General features: G+C 59.1%; 21 protein-coding genes. 9 read left to right on the top strand and 12 right to left on the bottom strand.

Features of this window, described 5'->3' with window-relative positions; genetic code table 11:
* Window positions 1-78: 78 nt before the first annotated feature.
* The 5 genes from rlmH (at window position 79) to ACIK7D_RS22310 (ending at window position 5256) form a co-directional block, all read left to right on the top strand.
* A complete protein-coding gene (rlmH, locus tag ACIK7D_RS22330) occupies window positions 79-561 on the top strand; it encodes a 23S rRNA (pseudouridine(1915)-N(3))-methyltransferase RlmH (RefSeq protein WP_035265250.1) in 483 nt (160 codons plus the stop codon).
* Window positions 562-720: 159 nt separating this feature from the next.
* Window positions 721-2118 (top strand): murein hydrolase activator EnvC, encoded by a 1398-nt coding sequence (locus ACIK7D_RS22325; RefSeq protein ID WP_080857110.1) that lies wholly within the window; start codon window positions 721-723, stop codon window positions 2116-2118.
* Window positions 2108-3436, top strand: a complete 1329-nt coding sequence (locus ACIK7D_RS22320; RefSeq protein WP_080815499.1) for a S41 family peptidase — start codon at window positions 2108-2110, stop codon at window positions 3434-3436. Before ACIK7D_RS22325 ends, ACIK7D_RS22320 begins: the two co-directional genes overlap by 11 nt.
* Window positions 3437-3497: 61 nt before the next feature.
* Entirely contained in the window at window positions 3498-4697 is a 1200-nt protein-coding gene (locus ACIK7D_RS22315; RefSeq protein ID WP_127756485.1) for a divergent polysaccharide deacetylase family protein, read from the top strand.
* A gap of 46 nt (window positions 4698-4743) precedes the next feature.
* Window positions 4744-5256, top strand: a complete 513-nt coding sequence (locus tag ACIK7D_RS22310; RefSeq protein WP_137452602.1) for an RNA pyrophosphohydrolase — start codon at window positions 4744-4746, stop codon at window positions 5254-5256.
* 42 nt (window positions 5257-5298) lie between these two features.
* On the opposite strand, the gene bfr is transcribed toward ACIK7D_RS22310, so the two are convergent.
* The 4 genes from bfr to ACIK7D_RS22290 all read right to left on the bottom strand — a co-directional run bounded on the left by bfr (window position 5299) and on the right by ACIK7D_RS22290 (window position 8406).
* On the bottom strand, window positions 5299-5784 hold the full coding sequence (gene bfr, locus ACIK7D_RS22305; protein ID WP_003520274.1) for a bacterioferritin: 486 nt from the start codon (window positions 5782-5784) through the stop codon (window positions 5299-5301).
* The gene (locus ACIK7D_RS22300) at window positions 5750-6061 is read right to left on the bottom strand and encodes a bacterioferritin-associated ferredoxin (protein WP_003505234.1); all 312 of its coding nucleotides are present in this window, start codon (window positions 6059-6061) and stop codon (window positions 5750-5752) included. Before ACIK7D_RS22300 ends, bfr begins: the two co-directional genes overlap by 35 nt.
* 266 nt (window positions 6062-6327) lie before the next feature.
* The gene (phbB, locus tag ACIK7D_RS22295) at window positions 6328-7053 is read right to left on the bottom strand and encodes an acetoacetyl-CoA reductase (protein ID WP_080818541.1); all 726 of its coding nucleotides are present in this window, start codon (window positions 7051-7053) and stop codon (window positions 6328-6330) included.
* Window positions 7054-7224: 171 nt separating this feature from the next.
* Window positions 7225-8406: an acetyl-CoA C-acetyltransferase gene (locus ACIK7D_RS22290; protein ID WP_080856879.1), complete on the bottom strand. Its 1182-nt coding sequence runs from the start codon at window positions 8404-8406 to the stop codon at window positions 7225-7227.
* A 243-nt stretch (window positions 8407-8649) separates the two neighbouring features.
* On the opposite strand from ACIK7D_RS22290, the gene phaR reads away from it, so the two are divergent.
* Window positions 8650-9225: a polyhydroxyalkanoate synthesis repressor PhaR gene (gene phaR / locus ACIK7D_RS22285; protein WP_003520279.1), complete on the top strand. Its 576-nt coding sequence runs from the start codon at window positions 8650-8652 to the stop codon at window positions 9223-9225.
* 60 nt (window positions 9226-9285) lie between these two features.
* On the opposite strand, the gene ACIK7D_RS22280 is transcribed toward phaR, so the two are convergent.
* Both ACIK7D_RS22280 and ACIK7D_RS22275 read right to left on the bottom strand, forming a co-directional pair.
* Window positions 9286-10662 (bottom strand): MFS transporter, encoded by a 1377-nt coding sequence (locus tag ACIK7D_RS22280; protein ID WP_400157369.1) that lies wholly within the window; start codon window positions 10660-10662, stop codon window positions 9286-9288.
* A 107-nt stretch (window positions 10663-10769) separates the two neighbouring features.
* A complete protein-coding gene (locus tag ACIK7D_RS22275) occupies window positions 10770-15530 on the bottom strand; it encodes an NAD-glutamate dehydrogenase (RefSeq protein ID WP_400157368.1) in 4761 nt (1586 codons plus the stop codon).
* A gap of 542 nt (window positions 15531-16072) precedes the next feature.
* Between ACIK7D_RS22275 and ACIK7D_RS22270 the strand changes: the two genes are divergently transcribed.
* Complete coding sequence (locus tag ACIK7D_RS22270) at window positions 16073-16642, top strand: CarD family transcriptional regulator (RefSeq protein WP_003505223.1); 570 nt, start codon at window positions 16073-16075, stop codon at window positions 16640-16642.
* A 72-nt stretch (window positions 16643-16714) separates the two neighbouring features.
* Here the strand turns inward: ACIK7D_RS22270 and ACIK7D_RS22265 are convergent, their stop codons facing one another.
* Window positions 16715-17218 (bottom strand): L,D-transpeptidase, encoded by a 504-nt coding sequence (locus ACIK7D_RS22265; protein ID WP_135398096.1) that lies wholly within the window; start codon window positions 17216-17218, stop codon window positions 16715-16717.
* 286 nt (window positions 17219-17504) lie between these two features.
* Between ACIK7D_RS22265 and ACIK7D_RS22260 the strand changes: the two genes are divergently transcribed.
* Window positions 17505-18188, top strand: coding sequence for a response regulator transcription factor (locus tag ACIK7D_RS22260; protein WP_003505216.1), 684 nt, complete (start codon window positions 17505-17507; stop codon window positions 18186-18188).
* 147 nt (window positions 18189-18335) lie between these two features.
* Window positions 18336-18791, top strand: coding sequence for a cyclic nucleotide-binding domain-containing protein (locus ACIK7D_RS22255; protein ID WP_080815512.1), 456 nt, complete (start codon window positions 18336-18338; stop codon window positions 18789-18791).
* A gap of 21 nt (window positions 18792-18812) precedes the next feature.
* On the opposite strand, the gene ACIK7D_RS22250 is transcribed toward ACIK7D_RS22255, so the two are convergent.
* From ACIK7D_RS22250 to ACIK7D_RS22230, 5 genes are all read right to left on the bottom strand, one after another.
* Window positions 18813-19616 carry an exodeoxyribonuclease III gene (locus ACIK7D_RS22250; RefSeq protein WP_174022207.1) on the bottom strand — a complete coding sequence of 268 codons (804 nt, stop codon included), beginning with the start codon at window positions 19614-19616 and terminating at the stop codon, window positions 18813-18815.
* Between the two features lie 161 nt (window positions 19617-19777).
* Entirely contained in the window at window positions 19778-20503 is a 726-nt protein-coding gene (locus ACIK7D_RS22245) for an outer membrane lipoprotein carrier protein LolA (protein ID WP_052025744.1), read from the bottom strand.
* 50 nt (window positions 20504-20553) lie between these two features.
* The gene (locus ACIK7D_RS22240) at window positions 20554-23220 is read right to left on the bottom strand and encodes a DNA translocase FtsK (RefSeq protein ID WP_400157367.1); all 2667 of its coding nucleotides are present in this window, start codon (window positions 23218-23220) and stop codon (window positions 20554-20556) included.
* Window positions 23221-23434: 214 nt separating this feature from the next.
* Window positions 23435-24781: an ammonium transporter gene (locus tag ACIK7D_RS22235; protein ID WP_120947539.1), complete on the bottom strand. Its 1347-nt coding sequence runs from the start codon at window positions 24779-24781 to the stop codon at window positions 23435-23437.
* A 29-nt stretch (window positions 24782-24810) separates the two neighbouring features.
* Window positions 24811-25161, bottom strand: coding sequence for a P-II family nitrogen regulator (locus tag ACIK7D_RS22230; protein ID WP_004444057.1), 351 nt, complete (start codon window positions 25159-25161; stop codon window positions 24811-24813).
* Between the last annotated feature and the right edge of the window lie 139 nt (window positions 25162-25300).

Below are 25300 nucleotides of genomic sequence, written 5' to 3'. Positions count from 1 at the left end.
AGACCGGCCGCATAGGAATCCGCAGGCTATGCTGTTAAGAGCGTGACCCTGTTGGGTCACGACGAATGCAGGTTTGCGATGCGGATTTCAATTTTTGCGGTGGGACGGCTGAAATCCGGCCCCGAAAAGGATCTTGCGGCCCGTTATATCGAGCGTCTGGCAAAGACCGGCCCGGCGATCGGGCTGGAGTTTTCACGGGTGATCGAGGTTGCCGAAAGCCGCGCTTCCAATGCGGAGACCCGCAAGCGCGAAGAAGCCGCGATGCTGGAAAAACATTTGGCCGATGGTGCTGCCCTCGTGCTGCTGGACGAGCGCGGAAAGGCGCTGGACAGTCCTGCCTTCGCTTCATTTTTTGGCGATTTGCGCGATAGCGGCAAGCGAGACCTCGTGATCGCCATAGGCGGAGCTGACGGGCTCGATCCCGCGCTTTACGACAAGGCGACGGCCGTTCTCAATCTCGGCAAGCTGACATGGCCGCATCAGATAGTTCGTATCCTGATCGCCGAGCAGCTTTACCGCGCCGTCACGATCCTCTCCGGTCATCCCTATCATCGCGTTTGATCGGGTTTCGATTCGGATAATTGTCTCAATTTCAACATGAAGCTCCGCGACACCGCTGGCAGCGCACGGCTTCGGCGGCGGCCTTTCCAGAGCCTCTTGGAAGATCGCGGCAAAATCCCTAATATCGGCGCTTCTGCTTCGGCATCAAAGAAAGTTCACATGGACAACAGGCCTCAACGAAAACGGCACGCTGCCCTTGCGGGCGCGGTTATTGCTGCTTTCGTCATGGGCATCGGTCCGACCTATTCGCGGGACGATGCAGGCGCCGTTCCTGCCGCTGGCGATGATTCGTCGCCGGATGCGCTGCAGACGCTGGAGAAGCGCCGTGACCAGAACCGGCAGGATCTGGAGGAGCTGGTCGACAGCATTGGTCTTTCGGAAGACAAGACAAGGAAGCTTGAGGAAAGCATCGCCTCCCTCAATCAGGACAGCGCCCGCATCCGGGAAGAACTGATCGCATCGGCTGCCCGGCGCAAGGCGCTGGAAACCAAGATCAGCGATGGTGAGGATCGCCTGGCCAAGCTTTCCGTGCGCGAGGATGGCGTCAAGGCGTCGCTGCGGGAAAGACGCGGCGTGCTGGCGGAGGTTCTGGCGGCGTTGCAGCGCATGGGCCGAAACCCGCCCCCCGCCCTTCTCGTCTCGCCGGAGGATGCGCTGGCGTCCGTGCGCAGCGCCATTCTTCTCGGCGCCGTCGTGCCCGGCATTCGCGGTGAAACCGACAAGCTGGTCGCCGCTCTCAAAGAATTGACTGATCTGAGGCAGGCAATCGCTCGCGAAAAGGACGATCTTACGGGTATGATGACGGCAAGTCTGGAAGAGGAAAAACGCCTCGACCTGCTGATTGCCGAAAACGATCGCAAGAACACCCAGACGGCGGCGGAGCTGGAGGCGGAACGCAAGCGATCCGAAGAGCTTGCGAGCAAGGCGACGAGCCTTGAGGGGCTGGTCAGTTCGCTTGAAGGCGAGATTACCTCGGTGCGGGAGGCGATGGAAAAGGCGCGGGCGGAAGAGCAGCGCCTGGCCCGTCTTTCGGAGGCGGAACGCGAAAAGGAGCGGGCTGCGGCCGAGGCTGGAATGCCCGATAAAAACCGTATTGCGCCCGCATATCCCTTCGCGAGTTTGAAGGGAAAGCTGGAGCTGCCGGTTACCGGCGAGGTGCTGCGGCGCTTCGGCGATGCGGATGGAACGGGCCACTTTTCCAAGGGAATTGTCGTCGCGAGCGGACCGGAAGCCATCGTGACGGCGCCTGCAGACGGCTTCGTGGTGTTTGCCGGAGATTTTCGCAGTTATGGCCGGATGATCATCCTCAATACGGGCGATGGATATCATGTGGTGATGACGGGCATGGACAATGTGAGGACGCGGCAGGGAATGTTCGTGTTCTCCGGAGAGCCCATCGCCTCCATGGGTGCAAAAAGAGTAGCGAGTGCAGCAGCATTGGCGCTGGAAACCGACAGGCCAACGCTCTACATTGAGTTCAGGAAAGATGGTGTACCGGTTGATTCCCAACCATGGTGGACCGCAAAAAATACCGGAAGGGCGCACAATGATTCGTAAGGTTTCGCTTCTCCTTATCGGTGGGCTTATGGGCGCCACGGCGATGAGCGTGATTTATTCGGCGAGCATGCCGGCACAGGCGGCCGGGCCTTCGACCTATAAGGAACTGTCGATCTTTGGCGACGTGTTCGAGCGCGTGCGCGCACAATATGTGACGCCGCCGGATGACGAGAAGCTGGTGGAAAACGCCATCAACGGCATGCTGAGCTCGCTCGATCCGCATTCGAGCTTCATGAATGCCAAGGATGCCAACGACATGCGCACCCAGACCAAGGGTGAATTCGGCGGTCTCGGCATCGAAGTGACCATGGAGAACGAGCTCGTCAAGGTCATTACGCCGATCGACGATACACCGGCTTCCCGCGCAGGCATTCTCGCCGGCGACTTCATTTCGGAAATCGACGGTACGCCGGTTCGTGGCCTGAAGCTGGAACAGGCGGTCGAAAAGATGCGCGGCGCAGTCAAGACGCCGATCAAGCTGACGATCATCCGTCAGGGCGCCGACAAGCCGCTCGAATTCACCGTCATGCGCGATGTCATTGCCGTGCGGGCCGTCAAGTCCCGTGTCGAAGGTGACAATGTCGGTTATCTGCGCGTCATCTCCTTTACCGAGAAGACCTATGACGATCTCGAAAAGGCGATCAAGAAGATCAAGGCGGATGTGCCAGCCGACAAGCTGAAGGGTTATGTGCTTGACCTGCGCCTCAACCCGGGCGGTTTGCTCGATCAGGCGATCAATGTCTCCGACGCCTTCCTCGAGCGCGGTGAGGTCGTTTCGACCCGTGGCCGTAACCCCGACGAGACCCGCCGCTTCAACGCGACGGCAGGCGATCTGACCGATGGCAAGCCGGTAATCGTGCTCGTCAACGGCGGTTCGGCTTCGGCTTCGGAAATCGTTGCCGGCGCCCTGCAGGATCTGCGTCGTGCGACCGTGGTCGGCACGCGTTCCTTCGGCAAGGGTTCGGTCCAGACGATCATTCCGCTCGGCGAGGCGGGCGCGCTGCGCCTGACCACGGCGCTCTATTACACCCCGTCGGGTAAATCGATCCAGGGTACGGGCATTGAGCCTGACATCAAGGTGGAGCAGCCATTGCCGGCCGAGCTGCAGGGCAAGGTGACCACCGAAGGTGAATCCGGTCTTTCCGGCCACATCAAGGGCCAGAGCGAAACCGACGAAGGTTCGGGTTCCTCCGCTTATGTTCCGCCGGAAGCCAAGGACGACATCCAGCTCAACTATGCTCTGGACCTGTTGCGCGGCAGCAAGACGGATCCGTCTTTCCCGCCGAACCCGGAAAAGGCTGTGGTCAACAAGCAGTAAGATAGTGCGCCGGTCAGCCGGCGCATTCCATCTATTGCCAACCGTTTGGACGGATCGTTCATTGCCTTCGGACCTGCGAAAACCGCTTCTGGGTCGTCAGAAAAAAAGCGCCGGTATCAACCGGCGCTTTTCCGTCATTATGGCTCTGTCGGTGCTTGCGGTTTTCTCAATCGGCGGCCTGTCCGTCTATACGGCGCTTTCGCCCGGCAATTTGCAGAAGACGGCGAGCGGGCCGGATGCACAGCCTCAGCTTGCCGAAAAAGCACCTGAAATCGCACCGGCCGATGGAACGGCTCCCGGCGATGCCGCCGGTCTCCAGCCGCAAAGCGGTCGCTCCGGCGCCAATATCAATCGCGAGACGATGCCCGACGGCAATGTCGTATCGGTTTACTCTCCCCGCCCGCGCGAGGGTGATGGGCCGGTGCTGATGAGCGGCCAGACCTATGGTCAGGATCCGCGCATGGCGACGCGACCCAATGAGGAATTGCTGGAAGAAACCGCATTCGGCAGATTGCCGGTTGTCGGTGCGGACGGTTTGCGGCCGATGGAGCAATATGCGCGGCCCTGGTCCGGTGCACGTGGCACCCGGGTGGCGATCGTGGTCGGCGGGCTGGGTCTCAGCCAGACCGGGTCGCAAAAAGCGATACGGGAGCTGCCGCCGGAGGTGACGCTCGGTTTTGCCGCCAGCGGCAACAGCCTGCAACGCTGGATGCAGGAAGCGCGCCGACAGGGACATGAAATCCTTCTGCAGATACCGCTTGAGCCTTTCGGTTACCCCGGCACCAATCCCGGCCCGGACACCCTGCTGGCGGGTGATCCCGCCAAGGTCAATATCGACCGGCTGCATCGCTCCATGGCGAAGATCACCAATTACACTGGCATCATGAATTATCTCGGTGGGCGTTTCCTTGCCGAGCAGGCGGCGCTTGAGCCGGTCATGCGGGATATCGGCAAGCGCGGCCTGCTGTTTCTGGATGATGGTTCTTCGGCGCAGTCGCTGAGCGGCGGTATTGCCAAGGCGATTTCCGCGCCACAGGGTTTTGCCGATATTCTGCTCGACGGCGAAGTCACCGAAGCTGCCATTCTGCGCAAGCTGGACGAACTGGAGCGAATTGCACGGCGTAACGGCCAGGCGATCGGCGTTGCTTCGGCTTTCGATGAAAGCGTTGCCGCGATCTCCAGGTGGTCGCGCGAGGCTGGCGGGCGTGGCATCGAGATTGTCGGTGTTTCTGCGCTTGTTTCCGGGCAGGCAGGGCAGTAAACCTTGCGTGCGGCCATTTCTGGCGCTCAGACAGTGCGGGTTTCCCATGACAATCAAAGCAGAAGATTTGCCTTACCGTCCCTGTGCGGGAATTATGGTGCTGAACGCCGAGGGCCTTGTCTGGGTCGGCCGGCGTATCAAGGAAGGTAATCCCGAATATGATGGCTCACCGCATTTGTGGCAGATGCCGCAGGGCGGCATCGATGATGGCGAACGGCCTCTGACGGCCGCCATTCGCGAACTCTACGAAGAAACAGGCATGAAAACGGTGAGCCTGCTTGCGGAGGCGAGCGACTGGATTCACTATGACCTGCCACCCGAACTGATCGGTATCGGCCTCAGGGGTAAATATCGCGGGCAGGCGCAGCGCTGGTTTGCGTTCCGTTTCGAAGGCGACGAAAGCGAGATCCAGATCGATCCGCCGCCGACCGGGCACACGGCCGAATTCGATGCATGGGACTGGAAGCCGATGGAAAGCCTGCCGGAACTCATCGTGCCGTTCAAGCGCGGGGTATACGAACAGGTCGTGGCGGAGTTCCAGCACCTTTCCGGCAAATAAAAAAGGCGGCCAAGGCCGCCTTTTCTGTCCTGTCGCCAGTGCTTATTCCGCTTCGTTGGCGGAATCGGCGTTGAGCTGGCCGTATTTTTCCTCGCCGATCTTGCCGAGCAGTTCGAGCTGGGTTTCGAGAAAGTCGATATGGCCTTCCTCGTCGATCAGCAGTTCTTCGAAAAGCTTCATGGAGACGTAGTCTCCGGCCTCATAACAGATATCACGCGATTTCTTGTAGGAGGTGCGGGCGTCATATTCGCCGGCAAGGTCGGATTCCAGAACTTCCTTGACGTTCTGGCCGATGCGCAGGGGCGCGACGGTCTGAAGGTTGGGATGGCCTTCAAGGAAGATGATGCGTGCGACCAGCTTGTCGGCGTGCTGCATTTCCTCGATGGATTCAGCACGTTCCTTTTTGGCGAGCTTCGTGTAGCCCCAGTCTTCCAGCAAACGATAGTGAAGCCAGTACTGGTTTACCGCACCGAGTTCGAGAAAAAGGGCCTCGTTAAGCCGCTCGATGACTTTTTTGTCGCCTTTCAATGTCCGCTCTCCTGTTCTCTTCATGGAATTGCTTCAGGCGGGACATAAAATCAAAAACATCGGCCTCAGTCGAGTGGCGACGGGCATGATATTCTTCAGTGGTTTTGATGATCAGGTCGACAACGGTGGGGAAACAGCCGCAGCAGCGACCGCGTTTTTCCATGGCGTGATACACTTTTGCAGGAACGATGAGCTGCCAACAGTCCTCGTCGAGGAGCTCGTTGATGACGTCCCGGATATCGTGATCGGTGATGTAATTGCAGCTGCAAACCAGCATGATGGACTGCCTGTATGACGCAACACGTTGTTTTCGTTCTTAAACCAAAACAGGACAGCAAATGTCAAGAAAAACCTCTTAATGAGTCGCCAAGGATTTTCTAGACTCATTCTAAACTATACAAAAACTATCGTATTTTCATTAGTTTAGGCGGCGCGTCATTCCAGTGTTTCATCTTCAAGTTTTTGTGCGCAGCAAAATTATCGAAGCTGCGATCACGGAAAGTTTACTGGGTTCAGGCGGTCGGGAAGGCGGGATTGACGACTTCAGGCGAAATATTGTCCGCCATTGGCCGTCATGGTCGAACCGGTGATGAAACCGGCCTCGTCGGAAACCAGAAACAGAACGCAGCGCGCGATTTCTTCCGGTTCACCCAGCCGTCCAACGGGAATTTGCGGCACGATGCGCTCAGTCAGAACCTTCTCCGGTATCGCTCTTACCATCTCCGTGCCGATATAGCCGGGGCAGATGGCGTTGACGGTGATATTGCGGCTGGCGCCTTCCTGGGCGAGCGCCTTGGTAAAGCCGATGTCGCCCGCTTTCGAGGCGGAATAATTGGCCTGCCCCGCCTGCCCCTTCTGGCCATTGATGGAGGAGATGTTGACGATGCGGCCGAAGCCGCGGTCGCGCATGCCCGGCCATACGGGATGGGTCATGTTGAAGACGCCGGTGAGGTTGGTATCGATAACCTCGCGCCATTGCTGCGGCGACATTTTATGGAACATCGCATCGCGGGTGATGCCGGCATTGTTGACGAGCACCTCGACGGGACCGAAGGTCTCTTCCACCTGGGCTATGCCATTGACGCAGGCGTCATAGTCGCGCACGTCCCACTGAAAAGCGGGGATGCCGGTTTCTTTCTGGAATGCTTCCGCCCTGTCCGTCGTGAAGGCATAATTGACGGCCACCCGGTAGCCGGCCGCCTGCAGGGCGCGGGCGATTGCGGCGCCTATGCCGCTCGTCCCGCCGGAAATCAAAGCAACCCGGCTCATATCGGCCTCCATGACCTGTCATTGAAGCGCCTGCATATGCAAGGATGCTTCCATATCTTGCAGAACTTGTTCGTCGTGCTCACCGGCCACAGAAATGCGGCCAATGGGAGGCCGCTTCTACCCTATTGCGCGCTGAACCGGAATTGCTTTTTGGTAAGTCGTTTGGCGGTTTCAAAGTGCTTCGATGCACATGGCGACACCCATGCCGCCGCCGATGCAGAGCGTTGCGAGACCCTTCGACACGTTACGGCGGCGCATTTCGAAAATCAGGGTGTTGAGGACGCGCGCGCCGGAGGCGCCGATCGGATGGCCGATGGCAATCGCCCCGCCATTGACGTTGACGATGGCAGGATCAAGACCAAGTTCGCGCACCACGGCGCAGGACTGGGCCGCAAAGGCTTCGTTGGCTTCCACAAGGCCAATATCGCTGATCGACCAGCCGGCCTTGGCCAGCGCCTTGCGGGAGGCGGGAATGGGACCGGTGCCCATGATCTGCGGATCGACACCTGCCGTCGCCCAGGAGGCGATACGGGCGAGCGGTCTGATGCCGCGCTTTCCTGCTTCCTGTTCCGACATCAAAAGCGTGGCGGCGGCGCCATCGTTCAGACCGGAGGCGTTGCCGGCCGTGACCGTCCCTTCCTTGTCGAAGGCGGGGCGCAGCTTGGCCATGGTTTCCAGCGAAGCTCCGGCGCGGATATGCTCATCTGTATCAATGACGATATCGGCTTTACGGCCCTTCACCGTGAAAGCCACGATCTCATCTGCAAAACGGCCGGCGCTTTGCGCGGCTTCGGCCTTGTTTTGCGATGCGACGGCGAATTGGTCCTGCTCGTCGCGGGAAAGCTGCCATTGGCGGGCGATGTTTTCAGCGGTGATGCCCATATGATAGCCGTAAAAGGCGTCAGTAAGGCCATCTTTCAGCATGGTATCGATCATCTTGAAATCGCCCATCTTCACGCCGCCGCGCAAATGGGCGCAGTGAGGCGCCATGGACATGGATTCCTGGCCGCCGGCAATGACGATGTTCGCATCGCCGGTCGCGATCTGCTGCATGCCGAGGGCCACGGCGCGCAGGCCGGAGCCGCAGAGCTGATTGAGGCCGAAGGCGGTCGCTTCCTGTGGAATGCCAGCCTTCATGGCAGCCTGCCGCGCCGGGTTCTGCCCCTCGCCCGCCGTCAGGACCTGACCGAGAATGACCTCATCGATTTCGTTCGCCGCGACACCGGCGCGCTCCAGCACGGCGCTGATGACGGTCGCCCCGAGTTCGTGGGCTGGCGTATTGGCGAAGTGGCCATTGAAAGAGCCGACGGCTGTGCGCGCGGCGCTGGCAATCACGATTGAAGGCAGGGTCATCAGTTTTCTCCTCACTTGCGGGCGGAGACTGGCAAAGCTTTCAATACAAGTCAAATGGCGAAAGTTGCTTTAAAAGATGTTGCTAAATCACGCCGAAATCTTACGGAAAATTGCTGCGCAAAAAACAAACTGTTGCGATGCACAAAACATTTGTCAGAGGGCTCGTTTTGCGCATACACTTTGCGCCGGGAAGAGCAAGAAGACCAAAAAACAAGAAAATACCATCATCGCGAGGAGGCGGGCATGGCGAAACACGACGGCGAAACAATCATTAAAAAATACGCCAACCGGCGGCTCTACAATACCGGCACCAGCACCTATGTGACGCTCGATGATCTGGCGCAGATGGTCAAGCGCGGTGAGGACTTCAAGGTTCAGGATGCCAAGTCCTCCGAAGACATCACGCATGCGGTGCTGACGCAGATCATCGTCGAACAGGAGGCCAAAACCGGCAATACGTTGCTGCCGACGGCGTTTCTGCGACAATTGATCTCCTATTACGGCGACCAGATGCAGATGGTGGTGCCGACATTTCTCGAACATTCGATGAAGACCTTTTCCGACCAGCAGAGCCAGATGCAGGAGCATATGGCCAAGGCTTTCGGCGATGGTTCGCTTGCCCGCAATTTTCAGGCGCCGCTGCAAATGATGGAAGAGCAGATCCGCCGCAATACGGAACTGTTCCGGCAGGCGATGCAGGGTTTCACGCCTTTCGCAATGCCGCAGGCGCCCAAGGAAACCCGCAAGCCGAATGCATCCGAAATCGATGAGCTGAAGGCGCAGTTGCGCGCATTGCAGCAAAAGCTCGATCAGCTCTGATTCTGCGTCATTCTGGCCGATGCTGGATTTGACCGCCGCATCGGCTGCTGCTTCTGGCTTTCAGCCTGCCGTTCTTTCCGGCACGCGCAACAGGAGCAGGAAACCTGCCCCCAGAAATACGATGAGCGTGGCCATGCCGATATGGGCGGAGCCGCTTATATAGGTTGCTATGGAAAATGACAGCGTCGCCATGAAACTCGTGGCACGTCCGGAAAGCGCGTAGATGCCGAAATAACGGCCCGCTTCTGCAACAGTGATATTGCGGGCGAGATAAGAGCGGGACGATGCCTGGACAGGGCCGAAGGCGAGGCCGATCAAAACGCCATAGAACAGATAGGCTTTTTCCGCGCCTGTCGCGAAGATGCCGCCATGGTCCGCCGTCGACAATTGTATCCAGCCAAACAGCGTCGAGCCTTTTTCCGTGGAGACGATGCCGAGCGTGGCGAGCAGCAAAAGCACCAGACTGATAAGGATGGTGATGCGCGAGCCGAGTTTCTGATCAACCCGCCCGGCGGCAAAACAGCCCGCGATGGCGACGACGTTGAGCAGGATGCCGAAGAGGCCGATTTCCATCGTCGCCCAGCCGAACATGCCGGCTGCGAAGGCCCCACCGAGAATGAGAACGCCATTGACGCCATCCTGATAGAGCATGCGCGCGATCAGGAACCGCAAAAGCATGGGGCGGTAGCGCAGCTCGCGGAGCGTGATCTTCAGCTCCCCCAGTCCCGAGCGGATCGCGGCTGCGAAGGGCAAGCCCTTTTCAGCGTCGGGAGTGAGAAGAAACATCGGCAGAATGAAGATGAGATACCAGAGCGCGGCGAGCGGGCCGGTTATTCTGGCATCCTCGCCGGTTGCCGGGTCGAGACCGAAAAGCGGCTTGATGCCGGCGATGGTCAGCCCGGTCTGTGGATTGGCGGCCAGAAGCGTCACCACGGCAATCAGCACCACCATCCCGCCGAGATAACCAAGCCCCCAGGCGAGATTGGAAATGCGCCCGACATTTTGCGGGTTGGTCAGGCGCGGCATCATGGAATCGTTGAAGACGATAGAAAATTCCGCCGCGATGGAGGCGAGGATCATGCAGACGATTGGAAGGATGAGCGGCGAACCGGGTGCGGCAAACCACAGGAAAAAGAGACTGACAATCTTGATGACGGCAAAGAAGGCGATCCACGGCTTGCGCGCGCCGGACTGGTCGGCGATGGAGCCGAGAATGGGGGAGAAGAGGGCGATGATGATCGAAGACACCGTCGCCATGTTGCTCCATGTCGCCTGCGCCGAAATCGGATCGTCGGTGAGCCGGGCGACGAAATAAGGCCCGAAAACGAAGGTCGTGACGACCGTGAAAAACGGCTGCGCCGCCCAGTCGAACATCACCCAGCCCCAGATGCCGCGTTTGGCAACCACTGTTTCCGCATTTGGGGAAGGGACAGTCATTCATCGTCCTATCGGAAAATCGGGAAATAAAATGCGCGATGCGGGCGCATCCGTCTTGTCTGACGCCATCCGGGGGACCCGGATGGCGTTTTTTTTAAGGCTGCCGATCAGCGTGCCTGAACGATATCGCCAAGCAGCCCGGCCGCGACCGTCAGACGGGCAAGGTTGGTATCGCCGCTGTCGCTGAGCGCGCCGAGTTCGGAGACGATGCGATTGACCCGCACGCGGTCCGCCGCATACCAGGCCTGAACCGGGTCCTTCTCCTTCGCATGCTCGGTAAGCGCTGAGATGACGATCCGGCGTCTCGACGAGGAGATCTGGTCCTGGCTGCGCAGGAGAGCCAGGCTCTCGTAATGATCCGCCGGGGTGATGCGCTGGCTTGCATCCAGCAGACGCGCGACGCGGAAGGTCGACGAGACGGTGGCATAGCTTTCGGCGGCGCGGGCAAGCGTGGTGCCCGCGCTTTCGGCGATGCGCATGATCTCCGGCACATAGACGAGCAGGGAAAGCGTATCGAGTTCCTCCAGAAGACCGGAAGGAACGCCGTCGATTTCCGTGACGCCGAGTTCGCGGCGATACTTCGCCGCTGCCGGTGACAGCGTCTTGATCGCGGTTTTCAGGCGCTCGATTTCGGTTGCCATGTCGCCTGCGGTCGCACCCGCGCTCCCGGTTTGCAGGTAAAGCCTGCTCGCATCCGAGAAGATACGCGTGATCGTGGCATAAAGCCCGTTCTGGACTTCACCGCCGACCTTGCCGTCAAGCGCGTCGACTTCGCTCCACAGGCGTTTGAGACCGAAACCATCCTCGACGATCACGGCAGCCTTGACGACATCGGCCGCCAGAAGGCCGCTCGCATCGGCAAGTTTTTGCACGAATCCCGGGCCGCCGCGATTGACGACGGCATTGGCGAGTGCGGTCGCGACGATTTCGCGATGCAGACGATGCGACTTGATATCGCCCGCATAGTTCTTCTGCATCTTGGCCGGGAAATAATCGACCAGAAGATGCTGGAGATAGGGCTCGTCGGGAAGCGTGCTTGCCACCAGTGCATCGAACAAGGTGAGCTTGGCATAGGAGAGGAGCACGCCGATTTCCGGCCGGGTCAGCGGTTTGCCGGTGGCGTATCTTTCGCTGAATTCGGCATTGTTCGGCAGGGTCTCGACCTTGCGGTTCAGTTGTCCGGCCGCCTCCAGCGCGCCCATCAGGCGGCCGAGTTCTTCGCGATTGGAAAGGCCCAGCCGCTCCGTCAGCGAGATCGCCAGCGATTGCAGGTAGTTGTTGCGCAATACGAGCTGCGCCACTTCCGGCGTCATGGAAGCGAGAAGCTGGTTGCGTTTCGGCATCGTCAGGCGACCGCTGTTAACGGCGGAGGCAAGCGCGATCTTGATGTTGACCTCCACGTCCGAGGAGTTCACGCCGGCCGAGTTGTCGATGGCGTCGGAATTGCATCGTCCGCCCGAAAGCGCATAGGCGATACGCCCCTTCTGGGTGATGCCGAGATTGGCGCCTTCGCCGATGACCTTGGCGCGCAGTTCGGTTGCGTTGACGCGGATGGGGTCGTTCGCCCTGTCACCCACCTCGGCATTGGTTTCCACCGCCGCCTTGATGTAGGTGCCGATGCCACCGAACCACAGAAGATCGGTTGGCGCCTTCAGGATGGCCGTCATGATCTCGAATGGCGTGGCGACAGACTTGTCTATACCGATGGCAGCGACGGCTTCCGGTGTCAGCGTCACCGATTTTTCGGAGCGCGAGATGATCATCGCGCCGGCGGAGAGAGCCGAACGATCGTAATCCTGCCAGCTGGAACGCGGCAGTTCGAAAAGGCGCTTGCGTTCGGCAAAGGACTTGTCGGTATCGGGATCCGGATCGATGAAGATGTCGCGGTGATCGAAGGCGGCGATCAGCCTGATCTTTTCCGACAGCAGCATGCCGTTGCCGAAAACGTCGCCGGACATATCGCCCACGCCCGCCACCGTGAAGGGGGTGGTCTGGATGTCGGTGTCCATTTCACGGAAATGGCGCTTCACCGTTTCCCAGGCGCCGCGGGCGGTAATGCCCATCTTCTTGTGGTCGTAACCGGCCGAACCGCCCGATGCGAAGGCGTCGTCCAGCCAGAAACCGGCCTCATGGGCAAGACCGTTCGCCGTATCGGAGAAGGTTGCCGTTCCCTTGTCGGCGGCGACGACGAAATAGGGGTCGTCACCGTCGAGGCGCAGCGTGTCGGCTGGCGGCACGATGGCATCGTCGACGATATTGTCGGTGATGGACAGCAGGGTGCGGATATAGGTCTTGTAGGCCTCGCGGCCGGCGTTGAACACCTCGTCGCGGGAGCCGCCGACCGGCAGGTTTTTCGGGAAGAAGCCGCCCTTGGCGCCGACCGGAACGATCACCGCGTTCTTGACCTGTTGCGCCTTGACGAGGCCGAGCACTTCCGTGCGGTAATCCTGGCCGCGATCCGACCAGCGCAGACCGCCGCGCGCGACCTTGCCGAAGCGCAGATGCACGCCTTCGACTTCTGTTCCGTAGACGAAGATTTCACGGAAAGGCCGTGGGTCGGGCAGGCCGTCCAGATGTTTCGGATCGAACTTGAAGGCCAACAGGTCACGCGGCGTACCATCGGCATTTTTCTGGAAGTAGTTGGTGCGAAGCGTCGCGTCGATGGCGTTGACGTAACGCCTGAGCGTGCGGTCCTCGTCGAGATTGGGAACGCCGCTTAATGCCGCTTCGATCGCCTTGTGTATTTCGGCGAGTTTCTTCAGCCGCTTCTTTTCGTCGACGGACGGATCGAAGCCGGCCTTGAACAGCGCGAAAATATTGCGGGAAATCGCCGGATACTTATAGAGCGTTTCGGAAATATGCTCCTGCGAATAGACGATGCCGGTCTGGCGGAGATAACGCGCATAGGCGCGCAGCACGGAGACTTCGCGCACGGTGAGGCCGCAGGCGAGGATCAGGCGGTTGAAGTTGTCATTGTCGACCTTGCCGGAGAAGGCGGCGAGGAACGCTTCTTCGAGTTTCTGCCCATACTGCGGCAGATCGAGCGTCGTTCCCTTGGCGACGGACAGTTCCATGTCGTGCAGCACGATGTCGCGCTTTTCGCCGTCCGAAACGACGCCGATATCGAAGGTGCGTTCGCTGATGACGTTGAAACCGAGATTTTCGAGCAATGGCACGCGGCGTGAAAGCGGCAGATGGCCGTCGCGGTGGAAAATCTTCAGCGACAGCGTTTCCGCCGACTGACCTTCCTGCTGGTAAAATTCGATGCGGACCGGTTCGCCCTTCGCGGCGCCCAGAATATCCGGCATGTCGCCGATCGCTTCTTCCGGCGTAAAGGCTTCCTGATAGGCCTGATCGACCTCCAGCACCGGTGCACCCGGCTCGGAAAGGGCGACGAAATGGTCTATCCAGCGCGCTGCAATGTCGCTGACGGCGTCTTCGAGCCTGTCCTGGGCGATGCGCGGCGTCTTGCCTTCCGTTCGGCCGACAATGAAGTGAACTCGGGCGACGGCGCCTTCGGGGAAGGCGGGGTAATAGGCGGAAATATGCCCGTCATAGACCCTGCTCAGATAGTCGCCGATCTTCTCGCGCACATAGGAATTATACTCCTCGCGCGGAACGAAGATGATGGCCGAAACGAAACGGTCGAAACGGTCGATACGTGCAAGCACGCGCACGCGCGGCCGGTCGCTCAGTTCCATGATCTGCTCGACGAAGCGGATCAGAAGGTCCGTCTCGATCTGGAAGAGATCGTCGCGCGGATAGGCTTCCAGCGTGTTCTGCAGGATGCGGCCGGAGTGGCTGTTCGGATCGAAGCCGAAATGCCGCTCGACTTCCGCGACCTTCGCGCGCAGCAGCGGTATCTGTTTGACCGAGCGCGTATAGGCGGTGGCGGTGAAGAGGCCGACGATGCGCAGTTCGCCGATGACATTGCCGTCCTCGTCGAAGCGCTTGATGCCGATATAATCCATATAGGCGCGGCGGTGCACGATGGATTTCACATTGGCCTTGGTGACGATGAGGAAATCCGGGCCGTCGAGGAAGGCAAGGATTTCGGGCGTCGTCGTCACGGCGTTCTTTCCGAGGCGCAGCACGCGCACATCCGGATCGCTGAGGCTGCCGAGACCGACGCCATCACCGCGCTCGATCTTCGCGTTCTTTCCCTTACCGGAATAGGTGTAGTCGCGCATGCCGAGGAAGGTGAAATTGTCGTTGCGAAGCCAGTTGAGGAATTCGACGGCTTCCGCACGCTCGGTCTTGCGCCGTGACGAACCGCGTTTGGACAATTCATCCAGCGCCTCGTCGAGTTTCGCCAGCATGGGCCGCCAGTCGCGATAGGCGAACTGGACCTGCGTCAGCACGAAGCGCAGTCTTTCTTCCAGCGCCGTGGCGGCTTGCGATGTGAGCGGCGCGATATGCAGCTGGATGAGGCTGATATTTTCAGCGGGATCATCCTCGGGTTCCGCAAGACGATAGCCCGCCTGCGCGCTTTCGTCGCGCACCAGGATCGGGTGCACAGCGAGGTAAAGACCGCGATAGCTGCTGGTGACCTCGCCCATGACGGAATCGTAAAGGAAGGGCATATTGCGGCCGATAATGGTCAGCACCGTTACCGGAATATCCCGCGGCGAAACGCCCTCCACCTGGGAGATACCGATGTACGGAGCGTCTCCGGTCCAGTGCGAAAGCGCCTCGAAACTGTGAGCGGCGCTCGCAGCCAGCATCTCTGCGGAATAATATTCTATATCGTCCGCACTTGCCCTTCCATAAAGAATACCCGGATCAAGAAATTGGACATTTTCGGCAATTGCCTGCTGGCGCGCTTTTTCGATCTGTTTTTCGCGTTTTGGATTATTTCTGTAGCCCATTTGACGTGGATTCCTCCAAAAATCACACTTTAATATAAAAAAGCATCGCCAATTTGCGGATTTTGCCTTTTCAGTCGAATCGGATATTGGCGTGGAATTACGAAGAGTTTAAGAGGCTTTCGTGTTTCTTCAGTCGGTAAGTGAAATTTTTTTGCTCCTTTTGCCATGAGGGCCTGTCACGAAGCATTTTGACAGTATTTCTGCGGCTAATTTTTAGGCGGTTCTTTGGCTGCCATGTGATGTTGCGGCCACGGTCGAAGCAAATTATTGATTTGCGCCTATTTTTGTGGTACACCAACGACACTGATCCACAGCGTGGCATTTGTGTGCCCAAAAACACCACGAAAGCAACACCTCTTTTGCACGCGGTTTCCGTGACATATCGAGCGTTTACGTTATCGAACCCCGCAAGACGGGAAGGTGTGTTTTTGCGTGCACGGCTGGACCAGTGCGGAGTCACCTGACGGTTCCCCCGTCTCATCAGGGCCTGACCGACCCAACCCCGGCATCCCCGGGTATGTAACAGGGAGTTTTTAGAACGAATGACGACCCAGCAGAAGAAATCTCCAGCACATCACGGTTTCAAGACCGGTGAAGCGATTGTGTATCCCGCTCATGGTGTCGGTACCATTTCTGCAATCGAGGAACAAGAAGTCGCCGGCATGAAGCTTGAGCTTTTTGTCATTGATTTCGAAAAAGACAAGATGCGTCTTAAAGTTCCCGTCGCAAAAGCTGTCAGCATCGGCATGCGCAAGCTTTCCGAAGGCGATTTTGTCGAGCGGGCGCTGAAAGTGGTGCAGGGCAAGGCGCGTGTGAAGCGTACCATGTGGTCGCGCCGCGCGCAGGAATATGATGCGAAGATCAATTCCGGCGATCTCATCGCGATTGCGGAAGTCGTGCGCGATCTCTACCGTGCGGAAAATCAGCCGGAGCAGTCCTATTCCGAGCGTCAGCTTTATGAAGCTGCTCTCGACCGCATGGCGCGCGAAATCGCCGCTGTCAACAAGATGTCTGAAACCGAGGCTGTTCGCCTGGTGGAAGTGAACCTTGCCAAGGGCCCCAAGCGCGGCAAGACCGTCGAAGAGGACGATTCTCAGGACGAAGCCGCTTAATAACCGGCTTTTTCCCTCTAAAAAAACCCGCCTTGATGGCGGGTTTTTTGTTGCCCGATTGCAGGCTGAAATTCACAGGATGCGGATTTTCGTGCCCTTGCGCAGATGCGGCAGAACGCGCCGCATATCACGGGGATGGAGGGCGACGCAGCCCGCGGTCGGCTCATATCCCGGTCTGATCAGATGCATGAAGATTGCCGAGCCGCGGTTGCGGCTTCTCGAGGTGATATTCCAGTCGAGCACCAGGCAGACGTCATAGAGGCTGTCTTTCCGCATCATTTCTTCATGGCTCGGGGCGAAGGGCGCCTTGACCAGCCTGTTGTAATTGGGACTACGGGGCTCGTCGCACCACAGCATGGACTTGCGTGTTCGCTGCATCGGCAGTGCCGTGGCGATGCCGGGAAGGCGGTCGCCGCGATAAAACCCGTGCAGCAGGCCGATGGTGGAGATGGGAGATTTTCCGTCTCCTTCACGTTTCAATGCAGTGCGGCCATTGCGTCCGATCGCGGCTGGAAAGGTGAGATGCCCGAGCTGGACGATGGCGCGGCTGATTTTCGAGGGGGCCGGCCGAACCATGAGCGTCGATGCGCGTTTGCGTTGTCTTACGGGCTGGGTGCTCATGTTTTTCACGAGATTTTGCTTTGCAGGTTATTTAACGTGAAGTCATAGCACTTCGTTATATCATGGCAATGGGTTGACCTTTCATCGGCAAACCGCTGAATTGGCTGATAATTAGAGCGCCGGGCGTCTTTTGGGATGCATAAGGGACGCTCTAACTCTTTTAAACTACGCATCGTGTCTCTCGAAAATCGAGCCTGATTTTCGGGCCGATGCGCTAAAGTAAGAAAGGCTGAGAATCCGAATGACGGCTCGCACTATCCTTCTGGTGGACGATGACGACGATCTTCGGGAGACGCTGACCGAGCAATTGTCTCCCTATGAGGAATTCTCGCTGCTCAGCGGCGCCAATGCCGCGCAGGCGATGCAGACCGCCAAGACCGCCCAGGTCGATCTTCTGATCATGGATGTCGGCCTTCCGGACATGGACGGCCGTGAGGCGGTAAAGCTGTTGCGCAAGGGCGGCTTCAAGGCGCCGATCATCATGCTGACCGGGCATGATACCGATTCCGATACTATTCTTGGGTTGGAAGCCGGGGCGAACGACTATGTGACGAAACCCTTCCGTTTCGCCGTGCTTCTGGCGCGTATCCGGGCGCAGCTGCGTCAATACGAGCAGAGCGAGGATGCGGTTTTCACCGTCGGTCCCTATCAGTTCAAGCCCAGCCAGAAGCTGTTGACGACGGAGGACGGCAAGAAAATCCGGCTGACGGAAAAGGAAGCGGCGATCATCCGTTATCTCTACCGCGCCGGCAGCACCGTCGTTACCCGCGACGTCCTGCTGGAGGAGGTCTGGGGTTACAATTCCGGCGTGACAACGCACACGCTGGAAACGCATGTCTATCGTCTGCGCCAGAAGATCGAACGCGATCCGTCCAACGCTGAAATTCTGGTGACCGAGAACGGCGGATACAAGATCGTTCCCTGAGCAAGTGCCTCTTTGCACCTGTCATGTGTCCAAAGCTCACGCTACGCGTCCGAAAGGGCGCGCGGCGTTCTAACAGCTTGTATTTTGAGGGCCGATATTGGAAAACCGCTATAGTGATGCAGGCGTTTTTCCGGAGTAACGATCGACATGGCCTTGACGGACGATATCATGCTGCTGGGGCAAGTGCCGTTATTTGCGGGGTTCAGCGATGACCAGCTGCGACTTATCGCCTTCGGTGCGGAGCGCCGCCGTATATCGGCCGGACAGACGTTGTTTCGGGAGCACTCACCGGCCGAATGCGCTTTTGCGGTGACGGCTGGGCATTTCGAGCTTTTCACGGCGGGGCGGGATGGCAAGCCCGTGCTGCAGGCGACGCCGGGCAAGGGGGCGCTGCTTTCGGAGCTCGCACTTTTCACGCTCTGCGAACGGAAGTTTACTGCCGTGGCAGTGGAGGACTCCGAAGTCATCCGCATAACGCGTATCCTCTTCCACCGGCTGGTGGAGGAGTTTCCGGAAGTTGCCGATATCGTGTCGGCGCGTATTCGCGACAATATCGCGTCGCTGGCGGCGGGCGCGGCCCGTTTGCAGAACCGCTTCGTCTGACGCCAGACAATTCCGCCTGTTTCAGAACCGGAAATGGGCGGTGACGGGAACATGGTCGGATGGCCGGTTCCAGCCGCGGGCCTCGCGCAATATGTCGATTTTTTCGAGCGAGGAACCGAGATCCTGCGAAGACCAGATATGGTCAAGGCGACGACCGCGATCAGCCGCTTCCCAGTCCTTGGCGCGGTAGCTCCACCAGGTATAGATCTTTTCCGTCTCCGGCACGTTCAGGCGCATCAGATCGAGCCAGTTGCCCTGCTTCATGATGTCCAGCATGCCTTCGGTTTCGACGGGCGTATGGCTGACGATCTTCAGAAGCTGTTTGTGGGACCAGACGTCATTTTCAAGCGGCGCGATGTTAAGATCACCGACAAGAATGGACGACGTGCCGGGTAGACCATCAGCGCGCAGGGCCTTCATTTCTTCGATGAAATCGAGCTTGTGACCGAATTTCGGATTGATCGAGCGATCCGGCTCGTCGCCCCCTGCTGGCACGTAAAAATTATGCAGCCGCACGCGGCGCGATCCCACTTGGAAAATCGCCGAGATATGCCGCGCATCGCCAATGCCGCAATAATCCTGCCGGTGGTCTTCGGTCAGCGGGATTTTGGAGGCGATGGCGACGCCGTGATAGCCCTTCTGGCCATGAATGATGACATGCTCATAACCGAGCGCCTTCAGCGGCTTCATCGGAAACTCGCCATTCGGGCATTTCGTTTCCTGCAGGCAGAGAATGTCGGGTTTGTAACGTACCAGAAACTGCTCAACGATCGGCATTCTGAGCCTGACCGAGTTGATGTTCCAGGTGGTTATCGAAAACGACATGCATGTGCTCCGCTTTTACTGCCGCGAGCCGCTTGGCCCAGGACATGTTTCCGGGGCGCAGGCTTATAACATCGCGACGAAAACGGGAATGTATTTTAGCGGTAAAATAAAAAAGGCGACCGCAGGGTCGCCTTTCGAAGAACTCCTTGGGGCTTAAAGCCTCAGCCGCCTTTGCGGACTTCCTCGTAGTTGATGTTGAAGACGCGTTCATCGAGGTTCACGCCGGTCTGTACGTTGAAGATCATGACGGTCGTGTCCTTGTTCTGGGCGTCGGTCGTGGTCCATTGCCTCAGATCGAAGGTCTTCGGATCGAACATCAGGGTAATCGTGGAATCGCCGAAGACGCTTTTGTCGCCCAGCACGATGGTGGTCAGGTCCGATTCTTCCTTGACGTTGCGAACCTTCTGGTTGCCGAGATCGATCTTGTCGGACAGAAGCAGGCTGAGCGGCGTCTTGGAAAGCGGATAAAGATCCCAGGTCTTGAGCTTCATATTGCCGATGACGACGTTCTTGCCATCGGCAATGACCCGCATGGGCGAGGGGTCTTCGTAATTGAAGCGGAGTTTGCCGGGGCGTTCGATGTAGAATTTGCCGCCGGTCTGTTCCCCGCGCGGGCCGAACTGGACGAATTCCCCCATCATGGTTTTGACCGACGAGAAGTGGTTGGCGATTTTCTGTGCTGTCGCCGTATTGCCGGCCGCCTGGGCAAAGGCGTCAAGCGGCGACAGGCCGGCCATGATTGCAGCCATGGAAAATGCCGTCAGCACGCCACGACGCGTCACGCCGTTTTGCGGTGTGTTTGCGTTGGCCGTTTCGCCGGTGGTGAGGTCGTTCATTCTATTCTCCTTCATCGCAGCGATTGTCCGCATAAAAGGCGGCGGCTTCATGACGTTGAAAGCATGGAATAACGTCTATCAGCCCCGCTTGGTTGCGGACGTTACCGCTCGATGATGTCTGCTTCCGTCGGTACGAGTATTTCGCGTTTTCCGGCGTGGTTCGCGGGGCCGATAATGCCCTCTTGCTCCATGCGCTCGATCAGCGAGGCGGCGCGGTTATAGCCGATGCCGAGACGCCGCTGCACATAGGAGGTGGAGGCTTTGCCATCGCGAAGCACGACGGCCACGGCCTGATCGTAAGGGTCCTCGGAATCGGAGAAACTGCCGGCGCCGGCCGGGCCGCCGCCATTGCCTTCCTCGTCGTCTTCCTCGGTAATCGCTTCCAGATATTCCGGGGCGCCCTGTGTCTTCAGATAGGCGACGATCTCTTCCACCTCGTTGTCGGAGACGAAAGGACCGTGCACGCGCTGGATGCGTCCGCCGCCTGCCATATAGAGCATGTCACCCATGCCGAGCAGCTGTTCGGCGCCCTGCTCTCCGAGGATGGTGCGGCTGTCGATTTTCGACGTTACCTGGAAGGAGATGCGGGTCGGGAAGTTTGCCTTGATCGTGCCGGTGATGACGTCGACGGAGGGGCGTTGCGTCGCCATGATGACATGGATGCCGGCGGCGCGCGCCATCTGCGCCAGGCGCTGCACCGCGCCTTCGATGTCCTTGCCGGCGACCATCATCAGGTCGGCCATCTCGTCGATGATGACGACGATATAGGGCAGGGGCTTCAGATCGAATTCTTCCGTCTCGTAGATCGCCTCGCCGGTCTGGCGGTCGAAACCGGTCTGCACCGTGCGGGTAAGGATTTCGCCCTTGTCGAGCGCCTGCTGCACGCGGCTGTTGAAGCCGTCGATATTGCGCACGCCGATCTTCGACATCTTCTTGTAGCGCTCTTCCATCTCGCGCACCGTCCATTTCAGCGCGACGACGGCCTTTTTCGGATCGGTAACGACGGGAGAGAGCAGATGCGGAATGCCGTCATAGATCGACAGTTCGAGCATTTTCGGGTCGATCATGATCAGGCGGCACTGTTCCGGCGACATGCGGTAAAGCAGCGACAGGATCATGGTGTTGATTGCGACCGACTTGCCCGAGCCGGTGGTGCCGGCAACGAGAAGATGCGGCATCTTGGCGAGATCGGCGATGACGGGTTCGCCGCCGATGGTCTTGCCGAGCGCCATGGCGAGTTTGGCCTTGCTGTTTTCGAAATCGCGGCTGCCGATCAGTTCCCGCAGGAACACGGTTTCGCGCGTCTGGTTCGGCAGTTCGATGCCGATGGCATTGCGGCCGGGAACGACGGCGACACGGGCGGCGATCGCGCTCATGGAGCGGGCGATGTCATCGGCAAGGCCGATGACGCGGGAGGATTTGATGCCGGGTGCCGGTTCCAGTTCGTAGAGCGTGACGACCGGGCCGGGGCGGACATGAATGATTTCGCCCTTGACGCCGAAATCCTCGAGAACGCCTTCCAGAAGGCGGGCGTTCTGTTCCAGCACCTCCTCGCTCAGCATATTGTCGCGAACGACATTCTTCGGCTCCGCCAGAAGATGGACTGTAGGCAGCTGGAAACCGTCTGCGGCGATGAAAGAGGCCTGCGCCTCCCTTGCCACGCGCTCGCTGGGCTTCGGGCGCGCGGAAGGGGCGGTTATTCTGGGCTGCCCGCGTCCCGGCGCCTGTCGGGCCGTGAATTTCTGGTCGGACTCGTCGTCGGAGAGAATGCCGTTCGGCAGCCGGCGTCCATCCGCATCGAAGGGTTGTTCGTAATCCATGTCCTCGTCATGATCTAGCGCGATGGAGGGAGGAGACATCTGGCGACGCGATGCGGCGCGTTCTTCGAAAGACGGCTCTGCGCGCTGGTCGAGGCGGTTAATCGCGGTCTTGAGGCGCGAGGGTTCGTTCAGCGTGCCGAATTCATATTCGTTGAAGTCGTAAGGATGCTCGAATTCGTCGTGCAGGGATTTAGACTTCAGGCCGAACAGGCGGCGCAGGCGCGCCTGGGTGATGTACCAGTAATGCGCCAGTGCGCCGAAGGCGAGCATATTGGCGAAGAAACCCTCGCCGTCGTCTTCGTCATCCTCTTCCGCCTCACGGGCGGCGCGGGCTTTGCTGGTGGCGACGGGAGCGGCTTCTTCGCGTTCCAGCTCATCATCCAGACCGCCAACGATACCGGCGGCAAACAGCATCAGCCATGCGGCAGGCGCGGCAAATATGACACCGAGTACCGTGGCAATCGTGCCGGTGGGGTAAGCGCCGATGAAAAGGGCGGGAAAACGCAGGATCATGTCACCGATGACGCCGCCGATGCCGTTCGGCAGCGGCCATGTCACGGGGGCCGGAAAACAGCCGAGTGAGGCGGCGCAGACGATGGCGCCTGCGACCCAGGCCACGAGGCGAACGGGTATGCGGTGGAATTTGCGGCCGGCGATCAGCGCGATAGCCCAGGCGATGACGGGCAGGAGCGAGATGATTGCGGAAAGCCCGAGGAACTGCATCACGATATCGGCGAAAATCGCACCGCCGTAGCCCAGAAGATTGGTGGGCTGGTTTCCTGTCGCGTAGGAGAGGCTCGGATCCGCGACATTCCATGTCGCGAGCGCGGCGATGCCCAGTGCAATCGTGGCCAGCAGAGCGAAACCGGCGAGAGCCATGATCTGACGCACGAAAAACGCCGTCAACACGAAGCGCGTGTGACGACCATCGAATGTCGGAGAATGCATTCTGCCCATGTCCCTGAACCCGTCGTTTTATGGTTTCGGCAAGATCCGGCAGGAGACCTGATCCCGGATTGACAGGGAAAACTAACCGCTTGCTGGTTAATGTCGTGTTAACCATGCGGTTTTTTGAAGCGCTTCGGATTTACGGCAAAGAAAAAGGCCCGCCGGAGCGGGCCTTCTTTTGGGAGAGGGGATGGAGAACCCCTTTTCCCGGATATCAGGAGTGGTAAGCGGCTTCGCCGTGGGTTGCGAGGTCGAGGCCTTCGCGTTCGGCTTCGACCGGAACCCGCAGACCAACGATCACGTCGACGATCTTGTAGAGGATCGCGGAGACGATGGCGCACCAGACGATGGTGATGGCGACGGCGACGAACTGCGTCCAGACCTGCGAGGCGATGGAGAAGTCTTCCTTGCCCGTGCCGCCAAGCAGCGGCGAGGTGAAGATGCCGGTGCCGAGAGCGCCGATGATGCCGCCAATGCCGTGGACGCCGAAGACGTCGGCAGTGTCGTCATAGCCGAACTTGTTCTTCACCACGGAGACGAAGAAGTAGCAGATCGGCGAGACGATGAGGCCGAGAACGATGGCGCCCATCGGGCCGACGGAGCCGGCGGCAGGCGTGACGGCGACGAGACCGGCGATCATGCCCGAAGCGGCGCCCAGCATGGAGGCCTTGCCGCGGGTGAAGCTTTCAACCAGCGACCAGGAAACGATGGCGGCTGCGGTTGCGAGGAAGGTGTTCATGGTTGCGAGAACCGCACCGCCCGATGCTTCGAGGTTGGAACCGGCGTTGAAGCCGAACCAGCCGAACCACAGCATGGCTGCACCGACCAGCGTCAGCGTCATCGAGTGAGGGGCCATCATGTCCTTGCCGAAGCCGGTACGCTTGCCGACCATGATCGCACCGATCAGGCCTGCGATACCGGCATTGATGTGAACGACCGTGCCGCCGGCGAAGTCGAGAGCGCCCATGCCGAAGATCAGGCCGTTTGCATCCCAGACCATGTGAGCGATCGGGAAATAGACGAAGGTGGCCCACAGGATGGTGAAGAGGATGACGGCGGAGAATTTGACGCGTTCTGCGAATGCGCCGATGATCAGCGCCGGTGTGATGGCCGCGAAGGTCATCTGGAAGGCTATGAAGGTATATTCGTAGATCACGACGCCCTCAGAGAAGGTTGCCGAGGTGCTGTCAAGCGAAACGCCCGACAGGAACAGCTTGCCGAAACCGCCGAAATAAGGGCCGGTGCCGCCGCCAAAGGCGAAGGAGTAACCGTAGATGACCCAGACGAGCATCATGACTGCGCCGATGACCGTGCACTGCATGAGAACGGAGAGCATGTTCTTGGTGCGGACGAGACCGCCGTAAAACAGGGCGAGGCCCGGAATGATCATGAAAAGTACGAGGATCGTCGCGACATACATGAATGCGGTGTCGGCTTTTTCCGGAACGGGCGCTGCGGCTGCTGCTGGCGCGGCGTCCTGGGCAAAGGCGATGGCCGGAGCCATCAGGGCCGCCGCTGCGGCGCCCAGCTTGCCGAGCGTTGAAAACTTGTTGAGTTGCATAGCTAGAAAACTCCCCTGTCAGCCGTGCTTCAAAGCGCTTCTGTGTTGGTTTCGCCGGTACGGATGCGCACGGCCTGTTCGATAGAGTAGACGAAGATCTTGCCGTCACCGATCTGCCCGGTCTTTGCCGCAGACGCGATCGCTTCGACAGCCTTGTCGACGACGTCGGATGGAACTGCGATCTCGATCTTCAGCTTGGGAAGGAAGCTCACCGCATATTCCGTGCCGCGATAAATCTCGGTATGCCCCTTCTGGCGTCCGTAACCCTTTACCTCGGTCACGGTCAGGCCCTGGATGCCGACGCCGGTGAGCGCTTCGCGCACCTCATCCAGCTTGAACGGCTTGATAATGGCCATCACAATTTTCATCTGGTTTCCCATCCTTTGTTTTGTCCTCGGCACGGAGCCGACTCTCCTGCCGCTGGCAGATCAGTAACAGCGACTGCGGACATACATTCAAAGGGCGTGCCAGTTTTGAGTGTGTATCTAACGTATTGAAATATAAAACTTATATGAAGGT

It is taken from the genome of Agrobacterium sp. P15N1-A (assembly GCF_044626815.1).
Taxonomy (GTDB): domain Bacteria; phylum Pseudomonadota; class Alphaproteobacteria; order Rhizobiales; family Rhizobiaceae; genus Agrobacterium; species Agrobacterium leguminum.
This window is presented reverse-complemented; position numbering and strand designations above follow the sequence as displayed.